The following is an 18,874-nucleotide window of genomic DNA, read 5'->3' as shown; positions in this document are numbered from 1 at the left end:
CCGCATCCGATCCGGCCTATTGCCGTTTCGCTCCACAATACTTGGGATATTTGGCACAACCGCTCATTATTACTTGGTCAAACCACTCATGAGCACGGTAATTGGTCGAAGCGCTCACGAAGAGGCCTGAAATCGGTCCTTCGTGTATGACATCGACCAATTAACGAGCAACGAGCGGTCCGCGTGAAACAGCCCGCCCCGGTCACGCGGCCTTTTGCAGGGGAATAGCGGAGCGCTTGATACCGTCCAGAATGTCGAACAGATCGTCAAGGTCGCTGTCTACGAACAGCCCCTCGGGACCACTGGCAGACAAATCGATGAACGGCGACTGGTAGAGACGGTCGGCTTTCATTACGCCCTTCTCGGTAAGCTCGTCGATGATATGCTTCACGAAATCGATCTGCCGGGCGGCATAGCGCTTGCCATCGAGGAATCGGGAGAACGCCGCCTGCACCGCAGCCGCATCAAGCCCGACCAGCGACCGGATGAACAGACCGAAGCCCCTGACCTCATCCGCGGCAGCCCCCGCCGCATCACCATCCGCAGCATCACCATCCGCCGCACCATCGCCGAGCTTGAACTCATCCCGAAAGCGCGCGTCGGCCTCCTCGATGTTCCGCTCATCGCCGACGCCGTTCTCGATCAGCATCCTGCCGAGTTCGTCCAGATCCTGCTGCGTGAGCTGCCGGCCCATACGCACGCGGCGGAGCGTGATGTTGTTCTCCTCCGACCTCAGGAACGCCAGCGCCCGTTCACGGAACCGCTCGTAATCGACGTTGTCCGCATTGCCGTCGCCGGTCACGTCGACGTCGGTTACCTCGATGGTGTCCTCGAAATCCGTATACACCACGTTTCTGCGTGATTCCGCAGCGTAATGGGCTATGCCTCGCAACGACTTACGCGCCTGCTCCAGCATGGGAACGGTAACATCCTCCCACCAGTCCTCGCCGGCCACGGCCTCCAGCAGATCGGCCTGTGCCTGAACGGTCGGCAGATTGCGATTCTTCGGCGACATCAGATCCGCGGCGATCAACTGCACCGCCGCCTTCACCGACCGCAGACTCCTCGCCGGCAGCCCCACGATTTCAGCCGCATCCACCCCGGTCTCATTCCCGTCCTGCTCATTCCGTGTCTGCAGTACGGCCAGCTCGTAGCGGTACATGAGCTCGTCGAATCGTCGGGCCGGAATCCTCGCCGCCGAGGAAAGCACCTCCCCGGCACCGGTGCCGTCGTCGTCAAGAGCGATGTTCGAAGGCAGTCCGGCCAGCGTCACGACCTCGCGGGCCTTGTCTTCGGTGAGGGTATGCCACCAGTCACGATCAGCCGAACGATCACCCGAGCCATCAGCCGAGCCATCAGCCGAATGATCGGACGAACCGCCACCGTTGATCTCCTCGATCAGCCTGCGATGCGGACGCACCAGCACGTTGTTCCGCGCATCCATGCCGGCCACGTATCCACCAAGCTGACGAACCAGCGAAGCCCGGTACGCCTTCAGTTCATCGGCGGAGGGATCATCGCCGTCAGCAGCCGAACCGTCAGCCGCAACAGCCCCCGAACCGGTACCCGCCGCAGCCCCGGCATCCAGCGCCTCCACCAATCCCACTCGCAGACGGAACAGCCGCTCACCCAGCGGCATGCTGATCTTCCCCGACGCTTCAGGCATATGGTGCCTGAAGAATTCGAGGTTGCCGCAGCAGTCGAACACCATGAACCCGGTCTTGGCCGAACCCGGCTCTCCCGCCGGCCCGAACAGATCAGGGCAGAGTCGGGTGCCGCGGCCGATCATCTGCCAGTATTTGGTACTGCTCATCACCGGCTTGAACAGCACGAGATTCACCACTTCGGGCACGTCCACGCCCGTATCGAGCATGTCGACGCTGATGGCGATCTGCGGCAGTTTCGCCGGATCCGAAAAATCGTCGATCCGATCCTGCGCGCTGCGCGTGCTGTGCGTGATGATCTGTGCGAACGATCCGCCGTACTCGGGCCATCCGATGTCGAACCGGTGTTTGATCGCTTCGGCGTGACGCTGATTGCGCGCGAAGATGATGGTTTTGCCGATCGTATCACCGTCGTCCACCTTGATGCCGTCCCGCATTACCACGCCGAGCACCTTGTCGATCGTATCGGCATTGAACAGGAACCGGTTCACGTCTCCGGCGGACACCGCGTCGGGAACCTCACCGTCCTCGTTCCAGTCCTTTTCCTCCCATTCGAGCTTCTCCTCGTCGGACAGTTGATCGTATGTGATGCCGTCGCGTATGAATTTGGTGACGATGTTCCTGCCGGTCGACGGCACGAGATAACCGTCATGCACGGCCTCGTCGAGCGAATACGCGGCGGTGGGCACGCCGCCGGTCCGGGGATCGTATTCGAGGTTGAACAGCCGGTAGGTGTTGCGATCCACCTCGTTCTTCGGCGTGGCCGTAAGACCCACCAGCAGCGAATCGAAATACTCGAACAGGAACCCGTATTTGGCGTATACGGAGCGATGGGCTTCGTCGATGATCACGAGGTCGAAGAATCCGGGCCCGAATTTCAGTTCCCCGGCATCACCGTTCCGCCTGGCGTTGACGAGGTTCATCATGGTCGGATACGTGCTCAGATAGATGCGTCCGGCCGTTTCGGGATCATCCTCCAGCAGATTCACGATCGGCACCGAAGCGCCAAGACCGGTATCGGGATTACGGAACGCACGAGCCGCCTGATTGACCAGTGCGGTTCTGTCGGCGAGGAACAGCACGTTGCGCACCCACCCGGCTTTCATGAGCTGATCGACCAGGGCGATGGTCACGCGGGTTTTGCCGGTGCCGGTGGCCATGACCAGCAGGGCTCCGCGCTGCCGCGCGTCGAACGCCGCATCCACGTTCGCGATGGCCGAGATCTGATAGGGGCGGCCGGCGATGGTCGTGTTGATCGGCTCGTCGGAAAGACGGTGGGCACCGGTCCGCCGCTGGATGAGCCGGCGCAGCTCCTCCTTACGGTAGAAGCCGTGCACGGTCCGTTCGGGATATCCGGCCTCCCTACCATCCGGGGTCTGCCAGTTGTCCCAGATCTTCGTGTCATCGCCGTTCGTCGCGAAGATCACCGGGCGCTGACCGGTCATCCGCTCCAATCCGTCGGCGTATTCGCGGGCCTGCATCAGTCCGGCTTCCGCGTTGACCATGGTCCGCTTGGCTTCCACCACGGCGAGCGGCAGACCGTCGTCGTCCCACAGCACATAGTCGGCGAATCCGATGCCGGAAGGGTGCTGCGCGGTCTTCGGCAGTCCGGTGATCTTCACCTCGCGATTATGGTCGTCGATCTTCCATCCCTGTTCGGCGAGCAGCTCGTCGATGAGCACGGCACGGGTTTCGGCCTCACCGATCGTGTAGTCATGAGTGTCGGGAATCCTGACGGCCGCCTGCGCCTGCCTGATCTGTTCGCGCAGTCGTTCGAGTTCGGCCTGCTGTTCGGCGATGGCCTCATCCTTGGCCTTGATGAGTCGTTCGCGTTCTTCGATGATGCGCCGATGCTCGGCGATCTGCTCGTTGGCCCGCTGTCGCACCTGCGCGGCCTGCCGGGCATTCAGCGCAGTCGATTTGCTGGCCAGCGCGCTATCGAACCGGCGGCTCACCGGCACCTTATTGGGCTGACTGCTGTGATGGAATCCGGACCAGATGACGACGTGGAACAGATTACCTACGACCATAAGTGCCCGGCGCGTGTCGATATTCGGCTGCTCCTCGTGCGCGGCCTTGTTGCCGATGACGCGCACGGCGTCGAAATCGCGGACGATGGTGTCGTTGACCGATCGCATGAACTGCGGATTGTGAATGCGCGAGGAGATGTCGTCGTGGTAGGGCGCGTACAGTCCGAAGACGTCGTAATACAGGTATCCGGTAAGCCAGTCGATGGCTCGCCTCGCGTAGACGCAGGCGATCACCGGGTCGGAGAAGATGTACGATTCCGCTTTCGCGCAGTCCTCGTAGATCTCCGGAAAAACGTCCTTCACGAAATCGCAGTTCCCACTGCCCATGATCGTCCCTTTCCCTCGGCGTCTCCCCCACTGGAGACGTCGTGCCGTTGTCCATCGTTACACCATGAACAACCGGACATTATTTCGCAGTCTACCCGCGCAAGGTGACGATCCGCTCGGCAGGAAGCCGCCTTCCCCTTCGAGGGGAAGGCGGCCGGCACAGCCGGCCGGATGAGGTGACCCGGGCGACGCAACCCACAGAACAGCTCGGATTTCGCTCACGCTACCCCATCAGTCAGCCTTTCGGATGCGGGCGACCGGGATGTATGGCGTCCGACACACTCAAGGCCGTTCGGCCACGGAGCCAGCGAGCTGGCTCCTAGCTTACGGTCGGACACCATACATCCCAGCCGCTAGTCACTAGGCCCGGAAGGCTTGGGACTGAAGGGATGTGAAGAGTTCGTCGTCCAGAGCTAGGGCTTGCTCGGCCTTGCGGCGAGCGGCCTCGATGGCCTCCACCCGATGAGCGAACTCGCGCTGGAGCGTGAGGGGTGGGAGAGGAATGCTGATATTGGACAGAACCTGCTGATTGACCTTGTAGGTCCCATTCGTGGTGCGAGCCGCCCGCTCGATCTGACCCCGGACCGGCTTTCCCTTCCAAACCATTTCCAAATACGGCAGAGCGATCCTCCCGTCATCGACCCGCCCCGCAATGACGGTATCGGGGAATACGAGATCAGGGCGATCATGCTCACTGTAGACGCCGACACCCACCAACGACTTGTTGCCGTTGCCCCGGCACATCAGAAAGTCGCAGCACGTCACACGCTTGTCGGACGGAGGCTCGGCATCGAACGTTCCGTCCTTCACAGCCCCGGCGTCGAACGCGCCCTGAGTGATCGCGGAAAGCGTCAGCACCGTGGCATACGTCCGTCCCGTCTTTGAGGGGGACAAGCCATTGCGCATATCCGACATCACTTCGCCGGACTTCACCATAGGGAATTTCCTATCCCCAAACATATTCACGAAGGTGGATTGTTTGAGTTCGTCGTAGATGGCGAGGAGTTGGCGGCGTTTGGTGCGGATGGCGTCGGCACGGTCAAGGATCGCCACGATACGGCGTTGATACTCCATTGAAAACAGTGGAATCTCAATACGTTCAACAGTTTTTTTTGACAACTCTTTAAAAGTTGCCCCTGTACCCAAACTCTGCAATCTTCTTGTTTCCGATTTCAGCCAATAGTACAGGTATCCGGCATCAATCAAATCACCCGGAATCAAACTTTTAAAACCTTGATTAGTGCATACAGGAATGCTATTAATCGCGATCAATCCAATAGGTGCGCGAGAACTAAGCAGCACCGAATAAGCCGGCAACATGTTTGTCGCACAACTATCAAATCCAGCTTTCGTAATTTTTCGTGGCGTATCTTCAAGATATTTTCCACCCAGCTTGCTTAAATCAGCCGGAGTCGTCCACGCAATATCACCATTCCAATACTCATCGATGTTTGTTTTAGGAGTTGCACCAGAAACAACCTCACACACATCCCCGAGCTTCACCATGTGGGGTGTCGTCTCTCCCTCAGTCTCGCTGCGCTCGACGGCTCCCTCATCAGAGGGAGCCGGCTTCGTCGTCTGTGCCGTGGCGGCATTCCCTTCGTCGTTCGTCATGGTCCCCACTGTACCGTTCGGCACGAATCACACGGATCCATGGTTCCCGTCCGTCGCAGTCTTTGCAATCAACAGGAACGAGACACCACCAATCCTCATCGCAAATAATATTGAAAAATCTATTATTGAGTTTTCTATTATTGAAAATTCTATAATAGTGTTTTCTATAATAAAATGAATCGTAATCCGAATACCATATGCAGGGAAATCAGGAAACGGGAAATCATGTTCATCGGAAGAGAAGACGAGCTCAACGCGCTGAAAACCATGTATGCCAGCAACCGCTTCGAGATGATGGTTCTCCACGGCCGTCGTCGCGTGGGAAAAACATCCCTCATCGACCGATTCCTCACCAAGAAGAAAGCCCTATACTTCACCGCCCGACAGCAGAATTCGCGGCTCATCCTGCAATCGTTCTGCACCGCAATCTCCGCATACTTGGGGTTTTCAACCCCCCTGAACTTCGCCACATGGGACGACGCCATCGGTTTTCTAGTGGATAACGCGAAAAAAGCCAGCGAAACCGGAACGGGAAAAACCATCATCGTCCTCGACGAATTCCCCTATGCGGCGGAAGCCGAACCCGGACTGCCATCCATACTGCAGATCGCCATCGACCATGGATTCAGCAACACCAACACCATGCTGATCCTCTCAGGCAGCAACCAAGGATTCATGGAGCACGAGGTCCTCGGCAGCAAAAGCCCGTTGTACGGCAGACGCACCGGACAACTGAACCTCCAGCCATTCGACTGCTTCGACGCCGCACGATTCCTCCCCGGCCACTCCCCCGACGATCTTGTGAAATACTACGCCACGTTCGGCGGGACACCGTACTATCTGGCCCAGCTGCGCCCCGAACTCTCCTACGAGCAGAACGTGGCCAACCTGTGCTTCTCCAAAACCGGAATCCTGTACGAGGAACCGATGATGCTCCTCCGGGAGGAACTGAAGAACCCGGCGATCTACGATTCCATACTGCAGGCGGTCGGCAACGGCTGCAATACGTCGAAAACCATCGCCGAACGAATCGGCATAGCACCCACGTCCCTGCCGTTCTACCTCAAGACACTGGAGGAACTCCGACTCGTGGAACGTGTAATGCCATTCGGAGAAAAACCCACGTCCCGGAAATCACGGATACGCATCAAAGACCCGTTCCTCGCCTACTGGTACCGGTTCGTGGCACCGAACGTCACCTTCATCGAAACCGGCAGCGGGTCGATGGTGGCGCAACGGGTCTGCAACAGCGAAGCGTTCTCCACATACGTGGGCCAGCAATTCGAAACCATCTGTCTGCAATGGGTGCTGCGGGCCGGCCGCGCGGAACAACTGCCCCTACTGCCGGCACAAACCGGCAAATGGTGGGGCAACAACCCGATCAAACGAGAGGAAACCGATATCGACGTGGTAGCCGCAGACCCCTTCGACAAGAAGCTCCTTCTCGGCGAATGCAAATGGCGCAATCGCGTCAATGAAACCGAAATGGTCGAAGCCCTACGCGAGCGCATCGGACTGATACGCGGATACAAGGAGGCCATACTCGCCTTCTTCACCAAAAACCCGGTTCACGAAGCAACACGAGCCAAATACGCCGCCGATCCGAATACGATCTTCGTTTCGGCGGACGACATGTTTCACTCCAAGAAGGGCAGGTAAGGAAGTGCCGCTTGCCACTATGCGAGCAGATCGCGCAGAGCGGTGACGTCGTCGGCAATCGACGTGTTCAACGCGTCGATGTCGGCGAGAATCTCCGCGGGATCGCGATGCTGCTCCTCCTCGTACTCGATCTCCTTATACCGGTTGAGGCTCAGATCGTAATCCTGCTCGGCGATCTCCTTCTTCGGCACGATGAACGACTGCGCGGTACGCGGGCGCCCGGTTTCAGACGGTTCGCTGCGCTTCGACCATCGGGCGAGCACGTCGGGCAGATCGTTCGCCTCAACGGGATTACGCTTATCGTCCAAGGAAAAACCATCGGCGTGAACGTCGTAGAACCACACGTCGTCGGTGCCGCCCGCATCGGTTTTCGTGAACACCAGAATCGCGGTACTCACTCCCGCATACGGTTTGAACACGCCACTCGGCAGTTTGATCACCGCGTCAAGCCGCTGCTCCTCAACCAGCGCCTTACGCAATTTCTTGTGCGCGGTGGTGGAACCGAACAGCACGCCCTCGGGCACGATCACGGCCGCGCGTCCGCCCGGCTGCAGCATACGGAGGAAATGCGCCAGAAACAGCAGCTCCGTCTTCTTCGTCTTCACCTGCTTCAGCAGCTTCGCGCTCGTCGTCTCGTAATCCAGACTGCCGGAAAACGGCGGATTCGCAAGGATCAACGAATACCGGCCCTCGTCCTCATCACCGGCCTCGCTCAGCGAATCCTTGTAATGCACGTTCGGATTCTCAATACCATGCAGCATCAGATTCATACTGCCGATACGCAGCATCGTACGATCGAAATCGTATCCGTGGAACATGTCGGTGCCATAGCGGGCACGCAAATCGGGATCGGACAGCACCTGCGGATAATGCTCGCGCATGTACTCACTCGCCGCCACCAGAAAACCGGCCGTACCGCACGCCGGATCACAGATGCGATCCTCAGGTACGGGAGCGGCGATCTCGACCATCAGCTGAATGATATGCCGCGGAGTACGGAACTGCCCGTTGACACCGGAACTCGCAAGCTTCGACAGCAGATACTCGTACAGGTCGCCGTTGGTGTCGGTGTTGTCGAGCGGAATCACATCGACCAGCTCCACCACCTTCGCCAGCAGCACGGGCGTGGGAATGGTGAAACGGGCGTCCTTCATCTGCTCGGCATACGAGGAACGCTCGCCGCCCATCGACCGCAGAAACGGGAACACGCGTTCGGAAACGGTATCAAACATGGTCTGCGGAGACTGTTCGATGAACACATGCCAGCGCAGATCACGCTGATCCTCGGTGTAGACGGCGTGTTCGATCGGCCGACCGAGACGACGGGCCTTGTTCTCCTCGCGCTGCTGGTTCATGTCCAGCCGGCGCAGAAACAGCAGATAGGTGATCTGCTCGATCACCTCAAGAGGATTCGAGATACCGCCCGACCAGAACGCATCCCACACGCGGTCGATCTTGTTGCGCACTTCAGAGGAAAGCATGGAACCAAGCATAGTGGATGGGGTGCTGGAGCGGGGGCGGGTGGTCTGCGGGGTGCCGGGGGCCGAGCGTAACCGTCACCGGGCCGAACGTAACCGTGACCGGACCGAACGTAACCGTCACCGGGCATACAAAACGTGACCGGGCATATCCAAAACGTCACCAGGTATCCAAAACGTGACCGGGTATCCAAACGTCACCGGGTATACAAAACGTCACCGGGCATAGGCATACCCGGTGACACCCGATTCAGATCGTTGAAATTGCAACGATTCCCAGACCGCGTGACGAGGCATAGGTATACCCGGTGACGCAACCTACACCCGGTGACGCAACGCAACCCGGTGACGCGACGCAACCCGCGCCCCGCGTCACGGGGTGCAGCACACGGGCCGGGGTGCGTCACACGGGCCGGGCTAGATTGGCACCCGGCCCGTGTGACGGCCCCAAACCCGCGCGACGAAACCCGGCCCAAGCAATGGCACCCGGACCGAGCTGCGTCACGCAAACCCGGCCAGCGCGACGACACCTACCTGAGGCACCTACCTGAGGAACCTACCTCGGCGCTTCAGCGCATCACGCCTCGAAGTAGCCGGAGGCGCCCAGACGGGCGTTCGGGTCGAGCAGCATGGCCTTCTCCACCTCATGACCGTCGTAACGGCCACCACCGGCAAGACGCGTACCGTCCTCGCGGAAGCGACGGTTGTCGATCGGCTCGTACAGCGCGGCGCGGCCCATCATGCCCTCCTCAAGGCGACGCTGACCGGCGGCCAACCGCGAGTTGGCCCGCTTACGCCACGCGTCGAGCGCCTCAACGCCGGCGGTGTGCGCCACGGCGGCCTCGAAGGCACCCGGGTTCACGATCGCGGCGAATCCCGATACGTGGCCGAAGCCCAGCGACGTGGCAAGACCGGCCTTCACACGGCCCACATGCAGCGGCGAGCGCAACCACACCATGTGGTCGTCGCGGCGCAGCTTCGGATCGACGCAGTCGAGCGAGGCGTTCGCCGGAATCACGCCGGAGTTGAACAGCTGCGTGAGTCCGTTGACCTGGAAGATGCAGGCACCGCCCTTGGCGTGGCCGGTGAGCGTCTTCTGCGAGATCACGAACAGCGGGTTGCCGTCGGTGCGACCGATGGCATGGGCCAGCGTGTTGTGCAGCTCCGACTCGTTCGGGTCGTTCGCGTTGGTGGAGGTGTCGTGCTTGGACACCACGGCGATGTCGTCCGGCGTAACGCCCAGCGCAGCAAGATCACGCACGAGCTTGGAATCGCGTCCGCCGAGGCCGGCTGCCAGAGCACCGAGGCCCGGAGCCGGGATCGACGTGTGCGCGCCATCCGCATAGCTGTGGATGAAGCCGACCACGCCGGCGACCGGCAGACCGAGCTTCAGCGCGATATCACCGCGCGTGAGCAGGATCGTGCCGCCGCCCTGGGATTCCAGGAAGCCGCCGCGGCGACGATCGTTCGCACGGCTGAAGAACCGCGCGTCGATGCCCTTGCCGTACATCTCCTCGGAGTTGGCGGTGGCGTTCATGTTGCCGAAGCCGATCACCGATTCCACGCCGATGTCGTCGATCGCGCCGGTGACCACGAAGTCGGCCTTGCCGAGCGCGATCTTGTCGGCGCCCTCCTCCAGCGACACCGCGGCGGTGGCGCAGGCGGAGACCGGCTGGATCATGTTGCCGTAGCCGCCGATGTACGACTGCATCACATGGGCCGCGACCACGTTCGGCAGGGCCTCCTGCAGGATGTCGGTCGGAATCTCGTGGTTGAGGAAACGGTCGAGGTACAGCTTTCGCATCGACATCATGCCGCCGAATCCGGTGCCCTGCGTGCTGGCCACCAGCGACGGGTGGATCGACTGCAGGATCTCGGCCGGCGTGAAGCCCGCGGACAGGTAGGCGTCCACCGTGGTGACGATGTTCCACAGCGCGATCTCGTCCACATCGCCGACCATCGAAGCCGGAATGCCCCAACGGGTCGGGTCGAAGCCCTTCGGGAACTGGCCGCCGACCGTGCGGGTCATGGTGGCGCGACGCGGCACGCGCACCATCGAACCGGCATGACGGGTGACGATCCATTCGCCGGACTCCTCGTCGGGCGCGACGGAGGTGTGCGCCTCGTCGAGCTTCACGTACTCCTTCGCGATCTCCTCGGTGGGCACTGAGAAGCTCACGTCGTGATCGAGATAGACCTCGGCCTCCTCCTCGTCGGCACCGTCCCTGTAGTCGGAGCCCATACCCTCCTCGAACGGACGGATGCCGGACCGGGCCACGACCTCATCGTGATACCGTTCGGCGATCTCCTCCTCGGGAACAAGGTTGCCGTCGACGTCATACCAGCCGGGCTTGGGGCTGTCCTGCCATTCGAGCAGACCCATATTCCAGGCCAGTTCCAGCACCGCGCCGGCGGAAAGATCGACCTCGCCGTCGGGGTGGATGCCCAGCTCGGCCTCGAAACGGGTACGTCCGGAGCCCCACGGTCCCAGCTCGCCGACGGAGACGATCACGATCTCGTCCTCCGGACGGGCGGTGACGGTCTTCCAGTCATCGAGATCGACCGGGGCCTGATGCGGCACATGCGGGGTGGGCAGCGCCTTGATCAGCGCGGCCGGCACGGTCTTCGCGGCATCGGCCTGACCGGACTGCGCCTCGGCCGAAGCCTTCGCGGCCTGATCGGACTGTGCCTTCGCGGCCTGATCAGCCATTGCCTCGGCCCGCAGCGCCTTGATGTCCAGCGGTTCGTTGCCCAGACCACCGGTCAGATCCACGTCAAGCGGGGCGACCTCGGCCTTGGCGCGAGCCTCCGCGGTGGCGAGATCCAGCAGCTTCACCGAGATCTCCTCGGTGGAGTAGGTCTTCAGGCCGTGACGTTCCACGACCTCGACCAGCGGATCGTTGCCGCCCATGAGCCCGGTGCCACGCACCCAGCCGATCTTCGGGTGGGCGAAAGTGACGCGATCCGACCAGACGGTTTCGGCGTGCGCACGCTTGACGATCGCGTCGAACGCGCTCTTGACCTCGCCGTATGCGCCGTCGCCGCCGAAAATACCACGGTTGGGCGAACCGGGAAGGATCACATGCAGACGATGCTGCACGTCGGTGTCGGCGCCGATACGGCTCAGTCCGGCGATCGCACGCTCCACGCCCCACAACATCAGACGCGCCTGGGATTCGAACAGTTCGCCCGAATCGGCCAGCGTACCGTGCACCGGCGGGGCCGCGAACGGGAAGAACAGGCTCGGCTCGTAGGCCGGCTTGAGAATCGTGGTGGTCGCGCCGTTGACCTTCTTCTGCACGTTGCCGACCCACTTGACCAGCGCATCGACGTCACGGTAGCTGGAAAGGTTCGCGGGCACGAGCCACAGCTTCGCGTCGCCGGTGGCGTGCTCGCGGTAGGTCCGCTTGGCCCACGCCTTCACGCTCTGGCGGAAGCTGTGCGAAGTGGCGATCACGGTGGCACCACCGGCGAGCAGCCCGTTGACCACCTGCGCGGCGATGGAGTTCGGCGCCACACCGGTCACCACGGCCACGTCCCCGGCGAAGCGGGATGCGGCGGCATCGTCGGACGTCGGTTCAAGAGCCTCCTCGGCGATGCGGGCGTAGGACGCGGCGAGCTTCTTCGCCTGACCACCCTCAGTCGCGGCATTCGCCACGCCAGCTCCCGCCTGCGGGAGAGACACAGCACCGGCCTTGCCGGCGAACCACTGGGCCTCGTCGGCCACGGCCTTGCCGAGACCGCGGAACGAACCGTTCAGCGCGGAGGCGTCGCCGTCGTAGAACGCGCGGGCGAGATCCTCGCGGGCGGAGGCCCAGCGGTCGTCGAACAGGATGGCCTTGTTCGCGTCGAACCGCGGTTCCACCTGCTTGGGCCAGTCGGAACCGAGCTCGGCTTCGACCGCGGCCACCACGGCGGCGGAATCATCGTCGCCCGGTTCGGCGGCCGGAGCAGTGACGCCCAGCTCGTTCAGCACGAATCGTGCGGTGGAGGCGAGCACGCCGTTGGCGCCGGTCACCTGTTCGGCGAAGGCGTCGAGGGCCGCGGAATCGACCACGGCACCGCCGGCCGCGCCACCGGCGCTCGGCTTGGAGACGGCCACGCCCTTGGTCTGGCCGACCAGAACCACCGCATCGTCGATGAGCTTGTCGGCGGCGGCCGCATTGGCCACGGCGCCGGTGGGCAGCTTGGCCAGATCGTCGCCGCGGGAGCTGGCGCCCTCGCGGGTGTCGAGCAGCAAGGCAGCGGTGACGGCGGCCACCCAGCCTTCGCCGAGCTGCCACACGCCGGTCACCCGTTCGCGAATGTGCGCGGGCTTGACGCCGGCCGCGCCGAACAGCGCGCGCAGACGATCGCGGATCGCGTCGGACAGCACCGGGCCGAACGGCTTGTAGTTCGGGGCGGCCTTGTTCACGATCTGCGCGAGCTGCGGCAGCGTGGCTTCGGCGGCACCGTCCACGCTGGCCACGCCCAGCTCGGAGCTGATGTCCATGAGCAGCTGGTTGCGGCGGGAGGAGACGCCGTTGGTGAGGGTGTCGGTGGTGTCGGACGCGCCGATCTGGTCGATTCGCACCTTGGTGGAGTAGGCCATGAGCACGCCGATGGCGTCGGATGCCTTGAACGGCAGGTCGTCCACCGGGCCGGTGGGGGCGGAGCCGAGCTGGGCGACGGCGGAATCGGCGGCCGGAACGGCAGACGCAGCGGCGGGCCGAGCAGTTCCGGCCTCTCCCCCAGCCACGGCATTCAACGTGACGGCCCCCTCGGCAGAGGGGGCATGACCACCCTCGGACGCAGCATTCACAGCCGCAGCAGCAGCGACGGGAGCCGCGGTCTCCACCGGTTCCTCCTCGGGAACCAGCGAATCGGAATCCGTCTCGTAGACGCGGGCCGCATCACGACCGACGTTGTACACGGTCACCTTGCGGCGGGAGAACTCCGGCAGCCGTAGCGTCTTGGAACCGAGGTTGGCCAGTGTCGGCGCGTTGCCGAGACCGACCTCCACGTACTCCTCCACGCCGAGCCCACCCTTGGTTTCGCTGCCGAAGAGCAGCGCCTGGGTTTCGATCCAGCGCACCGGGGAGGCGAACTGCCAGGAGAGCAGTTCGGTGAGCAGCAGACGACCGAGCTTCTGATCGTCCGCAGCGTAGGATTCCCACACGGCCGGATCATCCAGTGCGGCCTTGATGCGCTCGGAGGGCACGACCTCAAGGATCTTCGCGGCGAACTCCTTGGTCATTTCGAACGGCACGGCCACAAGGTTCGGGATGTACCGGCCGACCAGACGACCACGGTAGTCGATGTACTTGGGCAGCAGGGCGTCGAGCTTGTCGCGGAACTCCGGCACGCCCTTGCGCAGCAGCGTGGAGTGGAACGGCACGTCGATGCCGGGCACCAGCATGAACGCCGGCTTGCCGCCGTATTCGGCCACACGGCGGGCGGCGTCGGCCTTCAGGGCCTTGAGTCCGGCGATCGTACCGGCGATGGCGTACTGCTGGCCGGCGAGGTTGTAGTTCACGATCTGCAGGAACTCGCCGCTCTTCTCGGCCACGGACTCCACGTAGTCCTTCACATGCGCGTCGTCCACGCCGAACTGGTTCGGACGCAGCGCACCCATGCGGTAGTTGGAACGACCCTGCTCGTCGCGCGGGATCAGGTGGTGCATGGTGGAACCGCGGTGGAACACCAGCTCCAGCACGGTTTCCAGCGGGATCACGTTGGCGAATGCGGACAGTGCGTTGTACTCGCCCAGCGAGTGGCCGGCGAAGTAGGCGGGCCAGATGTCGCTGCCGGTTTCGCGCAGACGGGCGGTCTGGGCGAACGCCACGGTGGCGAGCGCCACCTGCGTGAACTGGGTGAGGTTGAGCAGGCCTTCGGGGTGACGGTAGGTCACGCCGTTGGCGGTGAGCTCCTTCGGGTTGTCGCGCACGACGGCGAGGATCGAGAATCCGAGCTTGGCGCGGGTGAGCCTGTCGGCGCGCTCCCACACGTCGCGGGCGGCCGGGGACTGGGCGCGCTCGTCGAGCACCATGCCCTGCTTCTGGATGCCCTGGCCAGGGTAGACGAACGCGGCCTTGGGGGCGCGCACCACGGCGGTTCCACGTGAAACGATCTGGCCGTCGATGCGGCTGGTCACCTCAAGCACCATGCCGCCGTGGTTCACCTTGCCCACGCGCTCGACGGAGATCTCCACCTCGTCGTCGAGCTGCACCATGCCGTACATGTTGTACGTCCAGCCGGCGATCTCGTAGTGGGCGCCGGCGTCGTCGGTGGCCTGCACCGCGTGCTGGGCGGTGGCGGAGAGCCACATGCCGTGCACCAGCGGGGCGGCGAGTCCGCTGACCGCGGCTCCGCGACGGGAGGTGTGGATCGGGTTGAAGTCGCCGGAGGTGCGCGCGAAGGCGGTCATCTCGTGCGGGGCCTTGACCTTCACGCGGCGCAGCAGGCGACGCGGGGTGTCGGAGGTGTCGACGTCGAGTCCGCCGTAGTCGGGGGCTTCGGGAGGCAGGGCGTCCGAGTAGGCGCGGCCGCGGATCGCGAACCGCTCGGTTTCGCGGGCGAGCACGGTGCCGTCGTCGGCGGCGTGGACCACATGGATGGTGACCACACGGCCGGAGGCGGATTCGAGGTAGTCCTCGGCCCAGCTGGTGAGCGAGATCCTCTCGCCGGTGTGCTTCAGCAGTTCGGCTTCGGTGACCTCGAGTTCGATGAGATGGTCGAGATGCACCGCATTGAGCAGGCCTTCGATCACCGGGAAGCCATTGACGTACACGGAGCCGAGCGCCGCGTAGATGGCCGGCCATGCGGGGCCGACCAGCGCGTCGGGGGCGATGCGGCTGGGCGCGAGGTTCAGCGGCAGCGCGCCGCCTGTGGCGGCCTCGTGGTCGAAGCCGAGGTTGGCGGAGAGCGTGTAGTCGGTGTGCACTTCGCCGAACGGACGGTCGGCCTGGTCGGAGGAGACGACCGCGGGCATGGCGGCGAGCCGGTCGCCGGTGATCGCGGTGTTGCCGATGCCGGCCGTGTCGGCGAGCATGCGGTAGACGTGTTCGGGCAGACGGTCGCGGTCCACCACCGGGAAGAGCCCGGATTCGGTGCCGTTCACGTTGAGCGGGATCACGATGTCGCGCACGGCGTGCTTGGAGGCACCACCGTCGGGATCGTTGTCCCAGTAGGTGTCGAGGTGGATGTCGAGGTCGAACTTCTCGACCGGGCCGTCCTCGCCGACCTTGCGGATCTCGTAGTATCGGTCGCCGTTGTCGGTGCCGTAGGCGGGGTTGGCCATGAGGTGTCCGACCCAGGAGATGTTCGGGGACCTGCGGATGAACTCCTCGGCGTCGGAGGCGTCGGCGAGGGTGGAGAAGGCGCGATCCCCTCCCCGGAGGGAAGCCGAGGAGGCACGCTCGACCATCGCGGCTTCGAACCGGCCGAGGATGTCGGCCACCGGCTCGTCGACGGTGGTGATGCCGGCCACGGAGATCGGGCCGGGGATGGTGCGCACGGAGTCGGCGGAGTAGCGTGGATCCTCGGACTGCCACAGCTGATCCTGACCCCACCAGCGCAGCAGATCGTTGTCGATCACCGGCACGAACGGCATGGGCTTGGGGTATTCGCGCACGAGCACGGGGAACCATGCCACGTCGGCGGGCACCACGTTGGTTTCGCCGGCCTGCGGATAGGCTGCGGCCAGACGGTCGATCGCGGCGAACGGATCGGCCTCCACATCGGCGCGGGAGGCGAACAGGGAGGCGATCTCGCCGGAATCCCGGTCGCTCACACGGGCTTCGATGCGCTGCAGCAGGTGCAGGAACCTGTCGGCGTAGGTTTCGTCGGCCCACGGGAAGCTCAGGGATGCGAATCGCTTCGCCCATTCGAGGTAGGTCATGGAGGCCAGATCGCCGAAGTACGGCTTGGCGGTCTTGTTCAGCGCCTCGATGATCTCCTCGCGGCGGGATTCGAGCTCCTCGGGGTGCTTCATCACGCGCACCAGCAGGCGTCCGCACTGCGCGGAGGAGTTCTCCAGCTCGTAGATGTCGGCGTGCAGGTGGCTCAGACCGCTGGTCACGCCTCCCACGGCCACGCCGGACGGCACCCACTGCTCGCCGAGCGGGGCGAACGGATCGTCGTTCTTGGCCTTCGGATCGATGCCGGGGGTCTCCACCAGCATGCGCTTGACGTCGGGGCTGGTGTGCGCCTCCTTGGCGGTCATCGCCGCGGTGCCCACCAGCACGCCGTCAACCGGCATGATCGGCAGGTCGTATTCGCGGGCCCACTGGCCGGTGATGTAGTCGGCGCCGCGATCCGGCGTACCGATGCCGCCGCCGACGACCAGCACCAGATTGGTCTGCTCGCGCACCTGGGCGTAGGTGCTGATCAGCAGATCGTCGAGCGACTCCCAGCTGTGGTGTCCGCCGGCCGCACCGCCTTCGACCTCGATGATGATCTTCACGGGAGCCACGGCCTTGGCGATCCGCACCACCTGGCGGATCTGGTCCACCGTGCCGGGCTTGAAGCACACGTAGGGGAATCCGTCGGCGTTGAGGGTGTGGATCAGTTCCACGGCCTCGTCCAGCTCGGGGATTCCGGCGGAGATCACCACGCCGTCGATGGGCGTGCCGGACTGGCGCTTCTTCGGCACGATGCGGGTCGAACCGAACTGAAGGTTCCACAGGTAGCGGTCCATGAACATGGCGTTGAACTCCACCGTGCGGCCTTCCTCAAGCTCCTCCTCGAGGCCGGCCACATGACGGTTGAACACTTCGGCGGTCACCTGGCCGCCGCCGGCGAGCTCGGCCCAGTAGCCGGCGTTGGCCGCCGCGGCCACGATCTCCGGCTCCACGGTGGTGGGGGTCATGCCGGCGAGCAGCACCGGAGCCTTGCCGGTGAGCTCGGTGAACTTGGTGCGAACCTTGTCGCCGGCCGGCGTGTGCACCACCTTCGGCACGAAGCGGGTCCAGTTCTGGGTGCGCTCCGGCTCGCCCTCCAGCGTGGAGAGCTTCGACCGGGCGGCGACGGTGGAGGCGTCGACCACGCCCACGCCGGTGCCCTGCGCCACGGTACCGAGCAGCTTGCCCACGGTGGTGCCGGGGCCGAAGTCCAGCACCCACAGTTCGGCCGGGTCGGTTGATTCCAGCGCCTCGCGCACGCGGGACGCCCAGTCCACATGGTTGAGCAGCACTTCGGCGGCGAGCAGACGGGCGTGTTCGGCGTCCAGACCGCATTCGGCGGCCCAGGCCACGGTCTGGTCGACCGCGTCGGCCATCAGCGGGCTGTGGAACGGGAGGGTGACGTCGAGGTATTCGAGCGTGGGGTCGAACACGCGGCCGCCGCGCACCTTCTCCTCGCGCAGCTGGGCCTGCTTCTTGTGCTCCTTGGCCACTTCGAGGGCGAAGGAGGCGAGGTCCTCCGGGTATCCGGAGAGCACGGTGTGGGTGCCGGAGTTGGTGACGGCCACGGCGATCGGACCGCGGGTGTTGGTCACGCGGGCGATGAGCGCGTCGACCTGCGCACGGGTGGCGTCCTTCACGCTCAGCATCGGGGTGGCGTCGCCGGAGCGGGGTGCGAGGGCCAGTTCGCGGGCCTGACGGGTGCCTGCCACGCCGATCAGCTCGGCGATGGCGAGGATCTCGTCGATGGCCTCGCGGGCACCGTCCACGGAGCCGGCGAGTTCGATGGCCTTGGCCATGTGCACGGCGAGGATGCCCTGCGAGTGGCCGAGCACGGCGACCGGCCTGGCCTGGGCGATGTGATAGCCGAGCGCGTCGGCGTCGAGGATCGCACCGAGCTGGCTCAGCGCGATGCCCGGCACGGAGGCGGGCGCGTCGGCCGCGGCGCCGAGACGGGCCGGGTTCGGCTCGAAGCCGAACAGGTCGACCGGGCGTCCGGTGGTGGCGAGCAGCGTGGCGGCCACCGGGGTGAGGATGCGCTGGGCGGCGGCCATATGTCCGCGCAGGGCCTTGTCGAGATCGGGGTCGGCGATCTGATCCGCCAACGCCACCGGCCACGGGGTGGACTGCCCGGCGAACGCCAGGGCGTGCGGCTGGCCGGCAAGACGGTTCAGGAAGAAAGTGTCTGTCATGATGTTCCTTGTATTCCTTGCTGTTTCTTG

General features: G+C 63.9%; 5 protein-coding genes. 1 reads left to right on the top strand and 4 read right to left on the bottom strand.

The genetic code is table 11. From position 1 onward, the window contains the following. Positions 1–202: 202 nt before the first annotated feature. Positions 203–4,021: a DEAD/DEAH box helicase family protein gene (locus Uis1B_RS00255; RefSeq protein WP_101614437.1), complete on the bottom strand. Its 3,819-nt coding sequence runs from the start codon at positions 4,019–4,021 to the stop codon at positions 203–205. 360 nt (positions 4,022–4,381) lie between these two features. Then, complete coding sequence (locus Uis1B_RS00250; RefSeq protein WP_133124774.1) at positions 4,382–5,635, bottom strand: restriction endonuclease subunit S; 1,254 nt, start codon at positions 5,633–5,635, stop codon at positions 4,382–4,384. Positions 5,636–5,860: 225 nt separating this feature from the next. Between Uis1B_RS00250 and Uis1B_RS00245 the strand changes: the two genes are divergently transcribed. Then, on the top strand, positions 5,861–7,294 hold the full coding sequence (locus tag Uis1B_RS00245) for an ATP-binding protein (RefSeq protein WP_101614433.1): 1,434 nt from the start codon (positions 5,861–5,863) through the stop codon (positions 7,292–7,294). A 17-nt stretch (positions 7,295–7,311) separates the two neighbouring features. On the opposite strand, the gene Uis1B_RS00240 is transcribed toward Uis1B_RS00245, so the two are convergent. Beyond that, positions 7,312–8,775: a type I restriction-modification system subunit M gene (locus Uis1B_RS00240; RefSeq protein WP_101614431.1), complete on the bottom strand. Its 1,464-nt coding sequence runs from the start codon at positions 8,773–8,775 to the stop codon at positions 7,312–7,314. A gap of 574 nt (positions 8,776–9,349) precedes the next feature. Continuing rightward, on the bottom strand, positions 9,350–18,844 hold the full coding sequence (locus tag Uis1B_RS00235) for a type I polyketide synthase (protein ID WP_101614429.1): 9,495 nt from the start codon (positions 18,842–18,844) through the stop codon (positions 9,350–9,352). Positions 18,845–18,874: the final 30 nt, after the last annotated feature.

Origin of the sequence: Bifidobacterium margollesii (genome assembly GCF_002860355.1) — a bacterium.
Taxonomy (GTDB): Bacteria; Actinomycetota; Actinomycetes; order Actinomycetales; family Bifidobacteriaceae; genus Galliscardovia; species Galliscardovia margollesii.
Note: the sequence above shows the minus strand (reverse complement) of the source record. Positions and strands in the feature narration are given on the sequence as shown.